This window comes from Peribacillus sp. Bi134 (assembly GCF_918698065.1).
Classification (GTDB): Bacteria; Bacillota; Bacilli; order Bacillales; family DSM-1321; genus Peribacillus.
Genome location: NZ_CAKKLN010000002.1, coordinates 317107 through 331318, shown reverse-complemented (window position 1 = coordinate 331318; position 14212 = coordinate 317107). Strand labels below are relative to the sequence as shown.

15 protein-coding genes and 1 riboswitch are annotated in these 14212 nt (G+C 40.8%); of the genes, 2 read left to right on the top strand and 13 right to left on the bottom strand.

Annotated features, from left to right (window positions below):
* Window positions 1–77 precede the first annotated feature (77 nt).
* A protein-coding gene (gene prfB, locus LQ188_RS04520; RefSeq protein ID WP_230176154.1) for a peptide chain release factor 2 occupies window positions 78–1176 on the bottom strand; the annotation gives its coding sequence in 2 pieces (ribosomal slippage) (window positions 78–1112 and window positions 1114–1176; 1098 coding nt in all).
* A gap of 171 nt (window positions 1177–1347) precedes the next feature.
* Window positions 1348–3861, bottom strand: coding sequence for a preprotein translocase subunit SecA (gene secA / locus LQ188_RS04515; protein ID WP_230176153.1), 2514 nt, complete (start codon window positions 3859–3861; stop codon window positions 1348–1350).
* A gap of 420 nt (window positions 3862–4281) precedes the next feature.
* On the opposite strand from secA, the gene LQ188_RS04510 reads away from it, so the two are divergent.
* Window positions 4282–4605 (top strand): helix-turn-helix domain-containing protein, encoded by a 324-nt coding sequence (locus tag LQ188_RS04510; RefSeq protein ID WP_063233922.1) that lies wholly within the window; start codon window positions 4282–4284, stop codon window positions 4603–4605.
* Between the two features lie 148 nt (window positions 4606–4753).
* On the opposite strand, the gene LQ188_RS04505 is transcribed toward LQ188_RS04510, so the two are convergent.
* From LQ188_RS04505 to flaG, 6 genes are all read right to left on the bottom strand, one after another.
* Complete coding sequence (locus LQ188_RS04505; RefSeq protein ID WP_230176152.1) at window positions 4754–4894, bottom strand: anti-repressor SinI family protein; 141 nt, start codon at window positions 4892–4894, stop codon at window positions 4754–4756.
* Window positions 4895–4925: 31 nt separating this feature from the next.
* Window positions 4926–5011: riboswitch (cyclic di-GMP riboswitch) on the bottom strand.
* Window positions 5012–5667: 656 nt separating this feature from the next.
* Complete coding sequence (gene raiA / locus LQ188_RS04500; RefSeq protein WP_137016562.1) at window positions 5668–6225, bottom strand: ribosome-associated translation inhibitor RaiA; 558 nt, start codon at window positions 6223–6225, stop codon at window positions 5668–5670.
* Between the two features lie 253 nt (window positions 6226–6478).
* A complete protein-coding gene (locus tag LQ188_RS04495) occupies window positions 6479–6823 on the bottom strand; it encodes a flagellar protein FliT (RefSeq protein ID WP_230176151.1) in 345 nt (114 codons plus the stop codon).
* Window positions 6823–7224: a flagellar export chaperone FliS gene (fliS, locus tag LQ188_RS04490; RefSeq protein WP_101223755.1), complete on the bottom strand. Its 402-nt coding sequence runs from the start codon at window positions 7222–7224 to the stop codon at window positions 6823–6825. The genes LQ188_RS04495 and fliS overlap by 1 nt, the downstream gene beginning before the upstream one ends.
* A 24-nt stretch (window positions 7225–7248) precedes the next feature.
* Window positions 7249–8760 (bottom strand): flagellar hook-associated protein 2, encoded by a 1512-nt coding sequence (locus LQ188_RS04485; protein ID WP_101223756.1) that lies wholly within the window; start codon window positions 8758–8760, stop codon window positions 7249–7251.
* 14 nt (window positions 8761–8774) lie between these two features.
* Window positions 8775–9137: a flagellar protein FlaG gene (flaG, locus tag LQ188_RS04480; protein WP_202190606.1), complete on the bottom strand. Its 363-nt coding sequence runs from the start codon at window positions 9135–9137 to the stop codon at window positions 8775–8777.
* Between the two features lie 177 nt (window positions 9138–9314).
* Here flaG and LQ188_RS04475 point away from each other — a divergent pair, with 177 nt between their 5' ends.
* On the top strand, window positions 9315–10157 hold the full coding sequence (locus tag LQ188_RS04475; protein WP_363320565.1) for a DNA endonuclease: 843 nt from the start codon (window positions 9315–9317) through the stop codon (window positions 10155–10157).
* Between the two features lie 486 nt (window positions 10158–10643).
* On the opposite strand, the gene LQ188_RS04470 is transcribed toward LQ188_RS04475, so the two are convergent.
* The 5 genes from LQ188_RS04470 to flgL form a co-directional block, all read right to left on the bottom strand.
* Window positions 10644–11873 (bottom strand): flagellin, encoded by a 1230-nt coding sequence (locus LQ188_RS04470; protein WP_101223758.1) that lies wholly within the window; start codon window positions 11871–11873, stop codon window positions 10644–10646.
* 138 nt (window positions 11874–12011) lie between these two features.
* Window positions 12012–12245 carry a carbon storage regulator CsrA gene (csrA, locus tag LQ188_RS04465; protein ID WP_230176267.1) on the bottom strand — a complete coding sequence of 78 codons (234 nt, stop codon included), beginning with the start codon at window positions 12243–12245 and terminating at the stop codon, window positions 12012–12014.
* Complete coding sequence (gene fliW, locus LQ188_RS04460; RefSeq protein WP_230176150.1) at window positions 12245–12688, bottom strand: flagellar assembly protein FliW; 444 nt, start codon at window positions 12686–12688, stop codon at window positions 12245–12247. The genes csrA and fliW overlap by 1 nt, the downstream gene beginning before the upstream one ends.
* Before the next feature lie 11 nt (window positions 12689–12699).
* Complete coding sequence (locus LQ188_RS04455; RefSeq protein WP_353616226.1) at window positions 12700–13278, bottom strand: DUF6470 family protein; 579 nt, start codon at window positions 13276–13278, stop codon at window positions 12700–12702.
* Between the two features lie 41 nt (window positions 13279–13319).
* Complete coding sequence (gene flgL / locus LQ188_RS04450; protein WP_230176149.1) at window positions 13320–14198, bottom strand: flagellar hook-associated protein FlgL; 879 nt, start codon at window positions 14196–14198, stop codon at window positions 13320–13322.
* Window positions 14199–14212 lie beyond the last annotated feature (14 nt).

Sequence of the window (14212 nt, the reverse complement as noted above, 5' to 3'; positions counted from 1 at the left end):
AATGTCAGCCAGAAGATTCGTTAAAAAGGAAAAAATAAAAAAAGTCGGACCGTGGAAACCGGTCCGACTGGCTGATCTTATAATTTTGAACGCAAGTACGCATCAATGAACATATCGATATCGCCATCCATGACAGCTCCCAAGTTTCCGGTCTCCGCACTGGTACGGTGATCTTTAACCATGGAATACGGGTGGAAAACATAAGAACGAATTTGGCTTCCCCAGCCAATTTCCTTTTGCTCACCACGGATTTCATCCAAATCCGCTTGTTGCTGTTCAATTTCACGTTGATACAATTTGGCTTTCAGCATATTCATTGCTTGGGCCTTGTTTTTGATTTGAGATCTCTCGTTTTGGCACGTTACCACGGTGTTCGTAGGTATATGGGTGATCCGGACTGCCGAGTCCGTTGTATTGATATGCTGACCACCTGCACCACTTGCCCGGTACGTATCGACTTTCAAATCTTCCGTACGTATTTCTATATTGATCGTTTCATCGAATTCCGGCATGACTTCACATGAAACGAATGAAGTATGGCGTCGTCCTGAGGAATCGAAAGGAGAAATACGAACAAGACGGTGTACCCCTTTTTCCGCTTTCAAATAACCATAGGCGTTATGGCCTTTGAAAATTAAAGTGACACTCTTGATACCAGCTTCATCACCTGGAAGGTAATCAAGGGTTTCCACTTTAAAGCCTCTTTTTTCACCCCATCTTGTATACATGCGCAGCAGCATGGAACCCCAATCCTGGGACTCCGTTCCGCCTGCACCAGGATGCAGTTCAAGAATGGCATTTTTCGAGTCATATTCTTCACTTAGTAAAAGTTGAAGTTCAAAGTCGTTCATCTTTTGTGCAAGAACCGTGATCTCTTCTTCCAGCTCCGCTAAAAGTTCTTGATCGTTCTCCTCTTTCACTAATTCATATGTCAAATCCAGATTTTCATATGATTCATTCAGGTCGGATAATTGATTGACTTGTTCTTTTAAACCATTCGTTTCATTGATGACAGTTTGTGCCTTTTGCTGATCATTCCAAAAATCGGGATGTGTCATCTCATTTTCTAGCTGTGCGATTCGTGCCTCTTTTTCATCTAAGTCAAAGAGACCCCCTAAAGTCCGTTAATCGTTGCGCTGTCCGTTCAAGTTCATTTCTAATTTCTGCTAATTCCATTTCTCTTCACCTCATTAAGTATGTTAAAAAAAATCCCTGAAGAGGGATTCCCTTCATTACAAATAAAACCTCTCCAAACTATATGCAAATGTATACCTTTATGCAAACAAAACATGAAAAGAGGCGGCAAGCCTTACACTTAACCGTCCCATAATCATTATACACCTAACTTTAACCTAAATTGCCATGGCAATTCTTATATTTTTTACCGCTGCCGCATGGGCATAACGCGTTTCGGCCAACGTCTTCCTTTTTACGGGCAGGGGCTTTTTTCACTTTCCCCCCGTCTTCTTCCTTCGGATTGACCGCTTGTCCTTTTATGACTTCCTTACGTTCCAAATTGTTTCGGATTTCGGCCTTCATGATGTATTTTGCGACTTCATCTTCCATTGAAGCAATCATCGCTTCAAACATTGCGAAACCTTCTGATTGATATTCACGAAGCGGATCAATCTGGCCATAAGCACGAAGGTGGATCCCTTGGCGCAATTGCTCCATCGCATCAATATGGTCCATCCACTTGCTATCGACGGCACGAAGAACGATTACTTTTTCGAATTCACGCATTTGTTCTTCAGATAGCTCTTCTTCTTTTTGGTCATAGCTTTCTTTCACTTTTGCTAAAATGAACTCAACCAATTCCGATTCATTTTTCCCTTCCAAATCAGCTACAGTGATTGAACCTTCATTGAATAGGTTACCATTCAGGTAATCGACAAGGCCTTGTAAATTCCAGCCTTCCTCATCACCCATTGGTGCAAACGCGACAACATTTCGCTGGATGGATGCCGTGATCATCGTTTCGACGATTTCACGTAAGTTGTCACTTTCCATGACATCGAAACGCTGTTTATAGATAATTTCCCGTTGTTGACGGAGAACATCATCATACTGCAGTAATTGCTTACGTGAATCGAAGTTATTGCCTTCGACCCGTTTCTGTGCGGATTCAACGGCCCTTGTCACCATTTTGCTTTGAATTGGCTGGGAATCATCCATACCAAGGCGCGCCATCATGTTTTTCATGTTATCCGAACCGAAGCGGCGCATCAATTCATCTTCCATTGATAAATAGAATTGAGTGACCCCTGGATCTCCCTGACGGCCGGACCGACCACGCAGCTGGTTATCTATACGCCTGCTTTCATGACGTTCCGTACCGATTACAGCAAGGCCCCCAAGCTCCTTGACACCTTCTCTAAGCTTGATATCCGTACCGCGCCCTGCCATGTTCGTAGCGATCGTAACTGAGCCTTGATTACCTGCATTCGCAATGATTTCCGCTTCACGCTCATGGTTCTTGGCATTCAAAACATCGTGAGGGATTCCTTTTTTTGATAAATAGGCAGATATGACTTCAGATGTTTCGATGGCAACCGTACCGACAAGCACAGGCTGACCCTTTGTATAGCGTTCGGCGATGTCTTCCACAACAGCCTTGAATTTGCCATCAGTTGTCGCGTATATAAGATCTGCCCTGTCGTCCCTGATGATATTCCTGTTTGTCGGGATCGCAATTACATTCATATTATAAATATTGCGGAATTCTTCTTCTTCCGTTTTGGCTGTTCCGGTCATACCTGAAAGCTTTTCATACATCCTGAAATAGTTCTGGAATGTAATCGTCGCAAGAGTCATGCTTTCATTTTGAATCTCAAGTCCTTCTTTCGCTTCGATCGCCTGGTGGAGACCTTCACTGTAACGGCGGCCTTTCATCAAACGGCCAGTGAATTGGTCAACGATGACTATCTCGCCTTCCTGGACAACATAATCCACATCCAAATGCATGGAAACATGTGCCTTTAACGCCTGATTGATATGATGATTCAAAGTAACGTGATTAATATCGAATAAATTATCGATATTAAACGCTTTTTCAGCTCGATTCATCCCATCTTCCGTCAGCTGAACACCTTTTGTCTTTTCATCATATGTGTAGTCGGTTTCTTTTTTCAAGGTTTTTACAAACGCATTGGCCTGGATATACAGCTGAGCCGATTTTTGTGCAGAGCCGGAAATGATCAATGGCGTTCTTGCCTCATCGATCAAAATCGAATCGACCTCATCAATGACAGCGAAGTGCAGCGGGCGCTGTACCATTTGTTCTTTATATAACACCATATTGTCACGAAGATAATCAAAACCTAACTCATTATTCGTACTGTACGTAATGTCAGCATTGTACGCCGCCTGTTTTTCTTCTTTAGAATGACTGTTCAAATTCAACCCGACGGTCAAACCAAGGAAATCATACAATACACCCATCTCGGTGGCATCACGGTGTGCCAAGTATTCATTGACAGTAACGACATGTACACCTTTACCGGTAAGCGCGTTTAAATAAACCGGCATGGTGGACGTTAAGGTTTTACCTTCCCCTGTTTTCATCTCGGAGATATTTCCATCATGAAGTGATGCCCCACCCATGATTTGAACACGATAAGGATATAAGCCCAGAGCACGCTTTGCCCCTTCACGTGCAACCGCAAAAGCCTCAACAAGCAAATCATCAACGGTTTCCCCATTTTGATAACGCTCTTTAAATTCACCCGTTTTGGCACGCAACTGTTCATCCGATAACCCCGCCGTCTCATCAGCCAGCGCTTCGACCTGATCGGCGATTTTTTCTAAACGTTTGATTTCTCGCTTATTCGGATCAAAAACTTTATTTAATATATTAAGCATTCAATAACGCTCCTCTATTATGGTAATTATCGTTCAATGACAAAATTCATATAAGTAAGAAGAAACACACTTCTATTATTACTAATGCACGCTTAATTTTACCACTTCTATCATAGAGGTACAACTTCATGTCACTTCCCTGGTATAGACCTGAATTCAATTCTTGCGAAAAACAATGGATAAATGAGGAGTAAAACTGTTAAAATAGAAGGAAGTATAAAAAATATGTTGCTAACTCCCCACTATTCCATATGTAAATGTGAATTATCCATAACCTTCCATCACTAGATGCTGTGTGTCCTCTCTAGCGATAGCATGTCAAGGTAATCCAACCTTACAGTCGTCTTGTTTTGAATGATAAGATTGGCTACTGACACTTATTAGCGGAAGATAAATAGAACATGTTTCGAGGTGGTATTGATGATTGGTGAACGTGTAAAAAAACTGCGAGAAGAAAAGAAAATGTCGATGACTGAACTTGCCGATAAAGCGGGTGTGGCAAAGTCTTATTTAAGTTCGCTCGAGCGGAACTTACAAACGAATCCTTCTATTCAATTTCTTGAAAAAATCTCCGCCGTACTAAACATTCCTGTTGATGCCCTGCTTTATGATGCACCAAATAAGGAAACCTTAGACACTGACTGGATGAAAATCGTTGAGGAAGCCATGAATTCGGGTGTCTCAAAACAACAATTCAGGGAATTCATCGAGTTTAATAAATGGAGAAAAGATAAAGAAGAGTAGAGTGGTAGTACACTAGTTTACCTACATAATCCTGAAGAATACAGTTTGAATAAGCTAGACTTGTAGAATCTCAAGGAAGAATAAACCCTATAAACAGCTAATGAATCGAATTACTGTTTATAGGGATGTTCTCGAACTTTTTCGTAAGCTATTTTCCATTGTTCTCCTCTAATGTTACCTCAAGGCTTTCCCGTTTCAAAAAAGCACTGATTTCCTCCTTTTTGAAACCCAAGCTCCTTGCTTCTGAAATCAATTTCACCCATTCTTGATCCATTTCCACATTAGCCACCTCTTCTACCTCCTAAAATACTCCTTGTATTTCAGGCAGACCAGCCATCATAGTCTCGAGGACCTTAGACCTGTGCCTTTGCGCCCTCATCTTTCAATAAGTTTGCCTTTGTTGGTATTTATTACCAAATACATTACTTATAATCATATTATAACGGATACCCACTCCATATATTGCTATTTTATGTCGGTAATCTACCTAAATGCAAAAACTTTTATCCGACAAATTATTACAAAATTAAGAAAATTCATAGTGCAGGTAATTTATCATAGACTAATTCATTTTCGTTTTTTTGTATAATAGTGAATATTGCTCTTCTTAATATTTCGTGGCTTTGTATTGATTCTCTCCATTGTAAGTGCATCCAAGGCTTTTTGCGCAGTTAAATCCTCACCGCAGGTCGGGCAAAGCCACTTTCCATATTCCGCACTGCTAAAAGAAGCCCTATGGCAAGTATGGCAATTCTTTCGATACAAGTAATCCAACCCCTCTGCACCTTGATCAAATTGTTTTTTATAAAAAATCAGCCGTTCTTTTTAAAGAACTCACAATTTGAGTATAGTGCAAAAGAAGGGGGTTATTAAATAGGTAAAACTGACTATTTATCTTAATAAAGAACAATAATTGTTCTTCAAAAGGATTTTTCGTTGATTTGTATTTTATAGAGAACAAAAGAAGCAATCATTCTTTTCCTTTTCAAACGAATTCTATCAACAGGCATTAAAAAAGCACAACCCAAAGGCTGGGCTGTGCTTTTGATCTTAGAATAATAATTAACTAGGTTCAATCAATCCATAGCGTCCATCTTTTCGGCGGTACACTACGTTCGTTGTATTAGTATCCGCATTCGTGTAAACGAAGAAACTGTGACCAAGCATATTCATTTGTAAAATCGCTTCTTCACTGTCCATCGGCTTTAAATCAAAGCGCTTATTGCGGACCACTTCAATATCATTATCGTCTTCGAATTCATCCACCACTTCGTCAACTTCCATATTGAAGGCGAATGCATCTGGTGCAGCTGATAGATTGTTCCGGAACTTACGATTGACCTTCGTTTTATGTTTACGAATTTGGCGTTCAAGCTTATCATTGATCAAGTCAATGGCAGCATACATATCCGCATTTTCCTCTTCAGCACGAAGAACCAAATTCTGCATGGGAATCGTCACTTCGACCTTTGATGTATTATTGTTCACTTTTAAATTCACTAACACATTTGCATCTGGTGTATTGTTAAAATATCGTTCTAACTTGCCAATTTTCTTTTCGACGTATTCTCGAATTGCTGGAGTTACCTCAATGTTTTCACCGCGTACGTTGTAATTCATAAAGTGAGTCCTCCTTAAATTAAGACTATACAGTTAGATTCTACAATACCCCTCCGGTTCCTTTTAGAAACACATCATGAAATATGTCGAAATAATGAAACAATTGTCGGAAGGTTTGGAAAGGGGTTGATGTCTGCCCTAGCTTCATTATATCAAATGCTATGCTATAAAGAAAAAATTAAGCCTATTTTATTTACAGAAAATTTAAAAATAATTAACATGAAAACCTTTTGGAATCCAAACGGTCGTGTAATCAATTTCTTTTATCATAGAACACACCATCCACTGATAGACTTTCATACGGGTTCGTGTATTTATTGGACGATCGTTTCTTCTTGTTTATTTCCTGGATATCCCGCTTTATCTCCTGCTTTTGGAGCTTCAGCAAGTGATCGACCTTTTGGTTGAGCAACAGTGCTGCACGTCCCAGCTGCTGCTCTTCTGCAGTAAAAGGCGGTTTGATTCGAGAAAGAAGTCCATCTCGCTGATCGATCAGCTTTGTGATCCTTTCTATTTTATCATCACGCTCTGTAATCGTGTGATTTTCCAGAACGGCAAGTAATTCAACAGTCAAATCATGAAAGGTCCTAATCACCATTACACTTGACCGCTTTGGGTAAATTGTTTTTTCCGATTGATTTGAATTACTTCCTTCCAAGTATTCCGGAACTCAGTAACAAGGCCCTCCACTTCTTCCAAGGCAGAAACATCATTTTTCATATTCGCTTCTATCAGACGCCGGTTCATGAAATCATATAGACTCATCATATCTTTGGATACATCCGCATCCATATTCAGCGTCACCATCAATTCGCGGATGATATTTTGCGCCTTGATGATGTTCGTATTCTTCGCTTCGATATTTCCTGCTTCAATGGCCTTCTTCCCAAGCATGATGAACTTCAAACAGCCATTATAAAGCAGTAATGTAAGCTCTCCCGGGGATGCTGTGTTGACTGAATTTTGCTGATACGATTGATAAGGATTATTTATTGCCATATTTAACTTCCTTTCCGACTTACCTTAACTAAAATAAGAAGCTAACGATGCACTTTGGCTGTTTGCCTTTTGAATCGCTTTTTCCATCGCCGTGAACTGGTTGTAATAGCGCGATTCCAATTTCGTTAGCTTTGCCTCAAATGTTGAAATCTTCTTATCCAGCCCATCGACCAATTTTCCGATTGTAAAATTGTTATTAACAAATCCGGCCTTTCCGGCCTTTTCAGTAATCGCCTTCATTGATGATTCTATATCATCCCTTAACCGGCGCGCGAGGCCTTTGTCGCTCTTTTCTGGCCCATTGGCCATGAACATATCATAAATCGCATTCGGATCCTCACTAATGGCTGCCCGGAGCTTGTCCTCATCAATCGTTAATTTACCGCCCTCCAAATAATTTTTGGTGGTGGTGATCCCCAAACTGCTGAGATTGTTTTTTCCTGTGATCCCATCCACCGAGGTGTATAGGGATGACCTCATTGTGGTCAGGAGGCTTTTTAACGTCGAATCCCCTTTTAATGTTCCGCTTTTCGCTTTTTCTTCCCACAGCTTCACTTCATCCTCTGTCATTGCCTTCTTTTGCTCAGAGGTAAGCGGGGTAAAGGAGCGATATTTAGCTTCACCCGTTTTATCTTGAACCTTTTTAATGACATCATTGTATTTATTCACAAACTGAGTGATCGTGTCCAGGATGGCATCCACATCAGCTGTTGATGAGAATGTGACTGTATCCGTCGTTTTTTGCTTTACCGTTATTTCCGCTCCATTAATCTGAAACGTATTCGAAGGCCGGGAAATGTCCAGGCCATTATAAGTAATCGATGCATTTTCCCCTATTGTGCCGCCAGTTCCTTCATTGTTACTGCTCATTTTTAGCACATTGAAGAAATCTCCGGTACTCCCTAACTCAATTTCAGGCCGATTTTTTATATCACCTGTATTTTTAGCAGTGATGGAAAACTTCTGGGACGTTTCATCGAAAAATAGAGTCACTCCCGAGTTTGCATTAATTTTATTTATGACACTTTCTAACGTATCGTCCGCATCAAGGGTAAGAGTATACAGTTTTTCCACTGTTGCGCCATCTTTTACTTCCGTATCAAAACCGCCATCCTTATTGATGGACAGTATCGTAATATCTTGAGGAGTCGTGATTCCCAATTCCGATAGTTTCTTTTTGGGGTCGGTAACAGCTGATTTTTCTGTACTTGTCATGGTTGCTGCCTTGGCAAGTCCATTCACTTTTATATTCCCGGAAAAATCACTGGTCGAATTCACATTTCTCACTGATACAGCATCTGGATTCGATAACGTCACCTTCTTTTTAATGAAGGAAGACTGCTTCCCAATTCCATCACGAATGAGCGTATCCAATTCTGATAAAGCTGTATTTATCGAACGGTAATCATCCCGCTGCCACTCGGAATACTGCTTTTTCTGTGTCAGTTTATCCAATGGCACCCGTTCTGCCTGCATCATGCTCTTAACTAATTCATCAATGTCCATCCCGCTTGCTAAACCACTGATTCGTACCAAAATTGATCACCCGCTTATATTTTTTCATCCACCATTATGCCGACAAACTCCGTCATTGCCGCATAGAAGTCCAATAACTTCTTCGGGGGAATTTCCCTGATCGTCTCATCCGTTACATCATCCACTACCTTGACATAGTACTCATTCAGCTTCTCATGATATTCAAAACGAACCGCCGTATGTGTTGGATTAAGGAAGGTGTTTAAACTATCCACCACTTCCTGCATCTTTTCTTTTGAAGGCACATAAGTAGATTCCCCACTTTGCTCCGAATAGGCTAGCGTATTCATTTCCCGCTGATAAAATGAACTGATTCCTTCCGAGATTGCTGTTCTAAGTTGTGAGGAAAGGATATTTGTGGACAAACTCTCCAGCATCTAAATAGCCCCCAATATGATATCTTTACTTTTTATATCGGTTCCGAAATGGAACTTTACAGTGTACATACAAAGGATTTATTATTAAATAGAGAACGAACATTCGCTATCGGAGGGGATAACATTATAAAATGGGATTAAGAAGATGAGCTTACACTCTTATATAAGGAGGTTTTCATAATTAATCTTACTGAAATCCAGAAAAATATATTATATGCCAGCATTATAAGTGACGGTGAAATCACGAAAATTTATAAAAATAGCAGGAGAAAGAACAACAGCTACCGGGAGCACTACGGCACATCTCAGGGAGATTATCGAAAATGGAAAATTTCCTTTTTTGATGGATTATTATATATCACTCCGGCAAGCCAATGTGTCCGTTCCGCTTCTTTAGAATTATTCACCAATTTATTCCCACACTTTTACAGTGATGATGGAACTAAACATCTCCCCTTCACATTATTGAAACATTGCATTTTACCACATTTCCTAACTATTCTATACATGGATGATGGCTCTTTAAGCATCTCATACAGGGAAAATCATAATAAAAAAATTATTTACCTCACACCGCATATTTACCTTTACCTTCAATGTTATCCTAAAGACGAATTAGAGAAACTAAAGGAACATATATTTACCACATATCATTTATCCTTAAAGCTGAGCTCTCGTAAAGATGGATATGGATATATTCTAAAAACTACTTCTGTTAAAGAAACTTTTCGTTTCCTCGAACTAATCGAACCTGTAGCAAAAACTTGTTCTTCCATGTTATATAAAACCTCTTGGGAATTCCGAAATCAAAAAGAAATACTCAGGTGGAAATCTAAGTATCCTGATTACACGATTCTTACCAGCAGTTCAGATCGCTCTAAACCCTATTCTCCAGATGAAATTAAATTACTAAGACAACTTAAAGAAAATGGTTATACAACAAATGAAATTGCAAAGATGCTAAAAAGAAGTTATTGGTCCGTTACTTATAAATGGCAAGAAATAAAAAAACTAAACTAACGCCAAAACGTGATAGTATTTTGGAGCTAAATAATGTTAATCTAACCGACCCTTTATATTTTTCGATAAAAAAAGAGACTCTAGTAAAACTAGAGTCTCTTTCAGGTAATCTAAAATTAACGAAGAAGTTGTAAAACTCCTTGTGGTTGTTGGTTCGCTTGCTTTGCGACTATGTCTTTCGATCATAGAACAGACTATATCTTCACCCTTATCTTATAAGGGGCTGGGCACTTCGAATGGCTTTTGCCACCCTACGGATTTCATTGCCATAGCTTTCACCTTAGACTGTATATCCTAGTCGTTGAACCTTCTCCAGAGTTTCCTCAAAGGAGCTTGGCTGCTGATTATCCATTATGTCATCTCCATCATTTTCAGACCATCACGCTTACCGTTTCCAGTTACGTTGTGGTTGATGCAGCTTTAGGAAGTTCCAGCAATTCACCCAGTCATAATTTTATCCATTACTGGATAAAACGCCCTTCAAATTTACCTCAGAAGTTGTAAAACTCCTTGAGGTGCGGAATTTGCTTGAGCTAGCATTGCTTGAGATGCTTGCGCCAAGATAGAGTTTTTAGTTTGCTCCATCATAGTCTTAGCCATATCTGTATCACGAACACGTGATTCAGCAGCAGTCAGGTTTTCAGAAGAAGTTCCTAAGTTGTTGATCGTATGCTCTAATCGGTTTTGGTTAGCACCTAGTTTAGAACGTTCAGCTGATACAGTGTCAATTGCAGATTGAATAACTGTGATTGCTGCAGATGCATTTTTAGCATTAGAAACATCCAGACCGGATTCAACGCCTTTAGAATCTGTACCATTGCTTACATTTGTAGTTGCAGTGAATCCATCACCAATACCAGTTAATCCTAGATTACTAGCACGCATGTCACCGATTTCAAGTGTCAGACTTTGGTTTTCATTTGCACCGATTTGGAATTGAAGACCTGCGCCAGCATCAGTACCCGTAGAAGAAGAACTACTTATTTTTAAATCAGCTAAAGCAGTACCAGCAGATGCACCAACTATTTCAACGGAACCTTTAGCGCCAGCAGTTAAGGTATCAAGCTTTAAAGCACCATCACCATCAAGGGACGCATACTCTTCACCAGTTGTTCCAAGTGCAGTATTTGCTGCAGTATTAATAGCAGTCACTATATCAGCAGCTGCATCACCATCTCCGATTGTAACATCGACATCTTTCCCATCGATTTTAAGACTTAATGTACCGCCAGTTGTAACAGCACCTGCCGCCCCTGAACCAGTCAAGCTAGCAGTAGAAAGTTTTGTATCAGAATCCTTAGAACCATTCAATAGTTTCTGAGTATTGAATTCAGTAGTGTTACCGATACGGTTGATTTCAGATGTTAATGAATCCATTTCCTTTTGGATTTCTCCACGGTCACTAGTTGTATTAGTATCCGTTGATGCTTGTGTAGCAAGTTCACGCATACGTTGAAGGATGTCAGTCGTTTCGTTCAATGCACCTTCAGCAGTTTGGATCAATGAGATGGCATCCTGTGAGTTACGGGAAGCTTGGTCCAATCCGCGGATTTGTCCACGCATTTTTTCAGAGATTGCTAGACCAGCTGCGTCATCGCCTGCACGGTTGATGCGCATGCCCGATGCTAGTTTCTCCATTGATTTTGATTGTGCATTCGTTGCACTTGATAATTGACGGTGCGTGTTTAGAGCTGAGATATTGTGATTGATAATCATTTTTGTTTCCTCCTTGAGTCTTAAGTCCCCACGTCCATGTGGTTGTTTACGATGGGCAGTGACTAAGTCGGCCGCCTATTTCACTGCCCATCGTTGTATACTTAATATCGACCTGCATGGAAACATATTTAGCGGATTTTACGATTTTTTCTTGAAATACTCATTTATACCTTCCAGAAAAATAGTTTCTGTTTTGGAGGCTTTTCTATTTTCCTGCTGAATGGACAGATAGACTTCCTTCCTATGGATATCGACGTTTTTAGGGGCATTGATCCCCAGTTTGATCTGTTCCCCCTCGACGGACAGGATCGTAATTTCGATATCATCGCCAATCATGATCGCTTCATTTGGTTTTCTGGTCAAAACGAGCATCATTTCCCCCCCTGTTCCGCTGGAGGTTCAAACAGTTTGTGCTTTGTACGGTATTCACTAGCGTTCATGATGAATTGCTTTCCGACTTTTTTAGGGCCGTTTATGATGATGGGTGCCTGGAGATTCGCCGTCGTTTCATTGAAAGGGTCTTGGATCGTTAAAATGACGAAAGTAATGACTTCCAGTTCCGTTTCTATTTGTAAAGAAGATAATACTTCATCCGTAAGCTTCACTTCGTAATCAGGAAACACCTCAAATGGATTCGTCACAATGAAAGCAAGCTCTTTTGTTTCTGTCGATTGCAGGACGAAAAATGGCGTGTCATCCAAAGCTAGCAAGCAAAACTGTTTTTCTTCTAAAAATCCTGGTATCCCGCTTTCAAATACATAAATCTCTTTCTCAGCCAATTCGAGTTCGCCATGAAATTTTGTTTGTAGAATCATCTATGTTTTCACTACCTTATCTCATCCGGATTTAAATTGATGAAATCTATATCCAGCGCATTTTTTTGTAGAATTTCGACATTCACACTACCTGGTGTGTATGTATGGTTAACCCTATTGATTTGAGCATCAATGATCGGTTTTTGAGCGGTTGCTTCAACCTTCACTTCCGCTGGCTGATAGTCAAGCTTTACGCTGAATGGAGAGGGAATCCAGCCGAGATTGAACTGCTTCTCAGGGCCTTTGCTGTTTTGCCTAGCCTGTTCAGCGAGTGGATTACCGCCTTTTTCAATATGCCTCAGCTCAGTTCCCTGCTGGGCACGTCTTGCCATACCCGCCAGCCAATCCTGGTATCCCTGCTCCGCAAATTCATCGACTCTTACTGAAAGGCTTTTCAAATCCATGTCTTCCCTTGCTTGTGACTGATCGATCGTCAGCTTGCCTGGGGTCATTTGAATCTCGAGGATCGCTTGCGGCTGTTTGATTGATTGGACCGCAGCCTTCTGTTCGATCTGCTGTACAGGCTGTTCTATATTCACTCCAATCTTCATTGGGGTGGTTTGCAATCTAATTTGCGGAATCTGCATCATCAACACTCCTTATAGAAAAAAGCTATCCATTTAAGAATAGCTTAGCGAAGAAAATCCAATAAACTCGGCTGCATGATCTTTGCTCCGATACTTAAAGCAGCACTATGGACACTTTCCTGGGTCGTCAAATCCATGATCGCCTTTTCGATATCGACATCCTCATTTTTCGAAAGGATTTCAGTGGCAAAAACCTCCTGCTGCTTGAGACGGTCCGTCATCAGCTCAATCCGATTCTGCCTTGCGCCAACCTGTGCCTGCATGCCTAAGAAGGTATTTATCGTTGCGTCAAGTCCTTCCAGTGTGCCGCTCACGTCCCCGCCGTTTTCGAGTGCCTCGATTGTCTGGTCGATGCTTCCGCCGGCAGCTAGTGCATCACCAAAAATCTTGGAACCGTCCGTATTGATTTTAAGGGAAATCCCCGAAAAAACTTCAAGGTTTATGTCCCCTGTGCCATACACGGTATTTCCATTCCCATCTTTAACGGACGACGGTCTCACATTCGTATCCTGGCCGTTAAAGATATACTTCCCGCCAATCTGTGTGTCGCCTAGAGTTATGAGATGTTCTTTTAATTGTTTAATTTCTTCAGTAATTGTTTTAAGTTGCTCCCCTTCATACGTGCCATTGCTGCCTTGAACGGTTAATTCACGAATCCGCTGCAGGGCGGAAACACTTTCAGTAATGGCATCATCCGTGCTGTCGATCCAATTGGTCGCCTCGGCAATGTTACTTTGATACTGCCCTATTTGATTGAGGTTTGTCCTGTACCCCATTCCCATCATGGCCGCAACAGGGTTATCGGAAGGCTTGGAGAACTTCTTTTGAGAGGAAACCTGCTCTTGCAGCCTGGACATCTTTTCGTAACTGCTGCTTAAATTGCTCAGCATATTATTGGTTAGCATCGATTGCGTTACCCGCATATTCGTCTCCTCCT

Coding starts and splice junctions, on each gene's coding strand:
- secA (WP_230176153.1), bottom strand. CDS start 3,861: ATGCTTAATATATTAAATAAAGTTTTTGATCCGAATAAGCGAGAAATC.
- LQ188_RS04510 (WP_063233922.1), top strand. CDS start 4,282: ATGATTGGTGAACGTGTAAAAAAACTGCGAGAAGAAAAGAAAATGTCG.
- raiA (WP_137016562.1), bottom strand. CDS start 6,225: ATGAATTACAACGTACGCGGTGAAAACATTGAGGTAACTCCAGCAATT.
- LQ188_RS04495 (WP_230176151.1), bottom strand. CDS start 6,823: ATGGTGATTAGGACCTTTCATGATTTGACTGTTGAATTACTTGCCGTT.
- fliS (WP_101223755.1), bottom strand. CDS start 7,224: ATGGCAATAAATAATCCTTATCAATCGTATCAGCAAAATTCAGTCAAC.
- flaG (WP_202190606.1), bottom strand. CDS start 9,137: ATGCTGGAGAGTTTGTCCACAAATATCCTTTCCTCACAACTTAGAACA.
- LQ188_RS04470 (WP_101223758.1), bottom strand. CDS start 11,873: ATGATTATCAATCACAATATCTCAGCTCTAAACACGCACCGTCAATTA.
- csrA (WP_230176267.1), bottom strand. CDS start 12,245: ATGCTCGTTTTGACCAGAAAACCAAATGAAGCGATCATGATTGGCGAT.
- fliW (WP_230176150.1), bottom strand. CDS start 12,688: ATGATTCTACAAACAAAATTTCATGGCGAACTCGAATTGGCTGAGAAA.
- LQ188_RS04455 (WP_353616226.1), bottom strand. CDS start 13,278: ATGATGCAGATTCCGCAAATTAGATTGCAAACCACCCCAATGAAGATT.
- flgL (WP_230176149.1), bottom strand. CDS start 14,198: ATGCGGGTAACGCAATCGATGCTAACCAATAATATGCTGAGCAATTTA.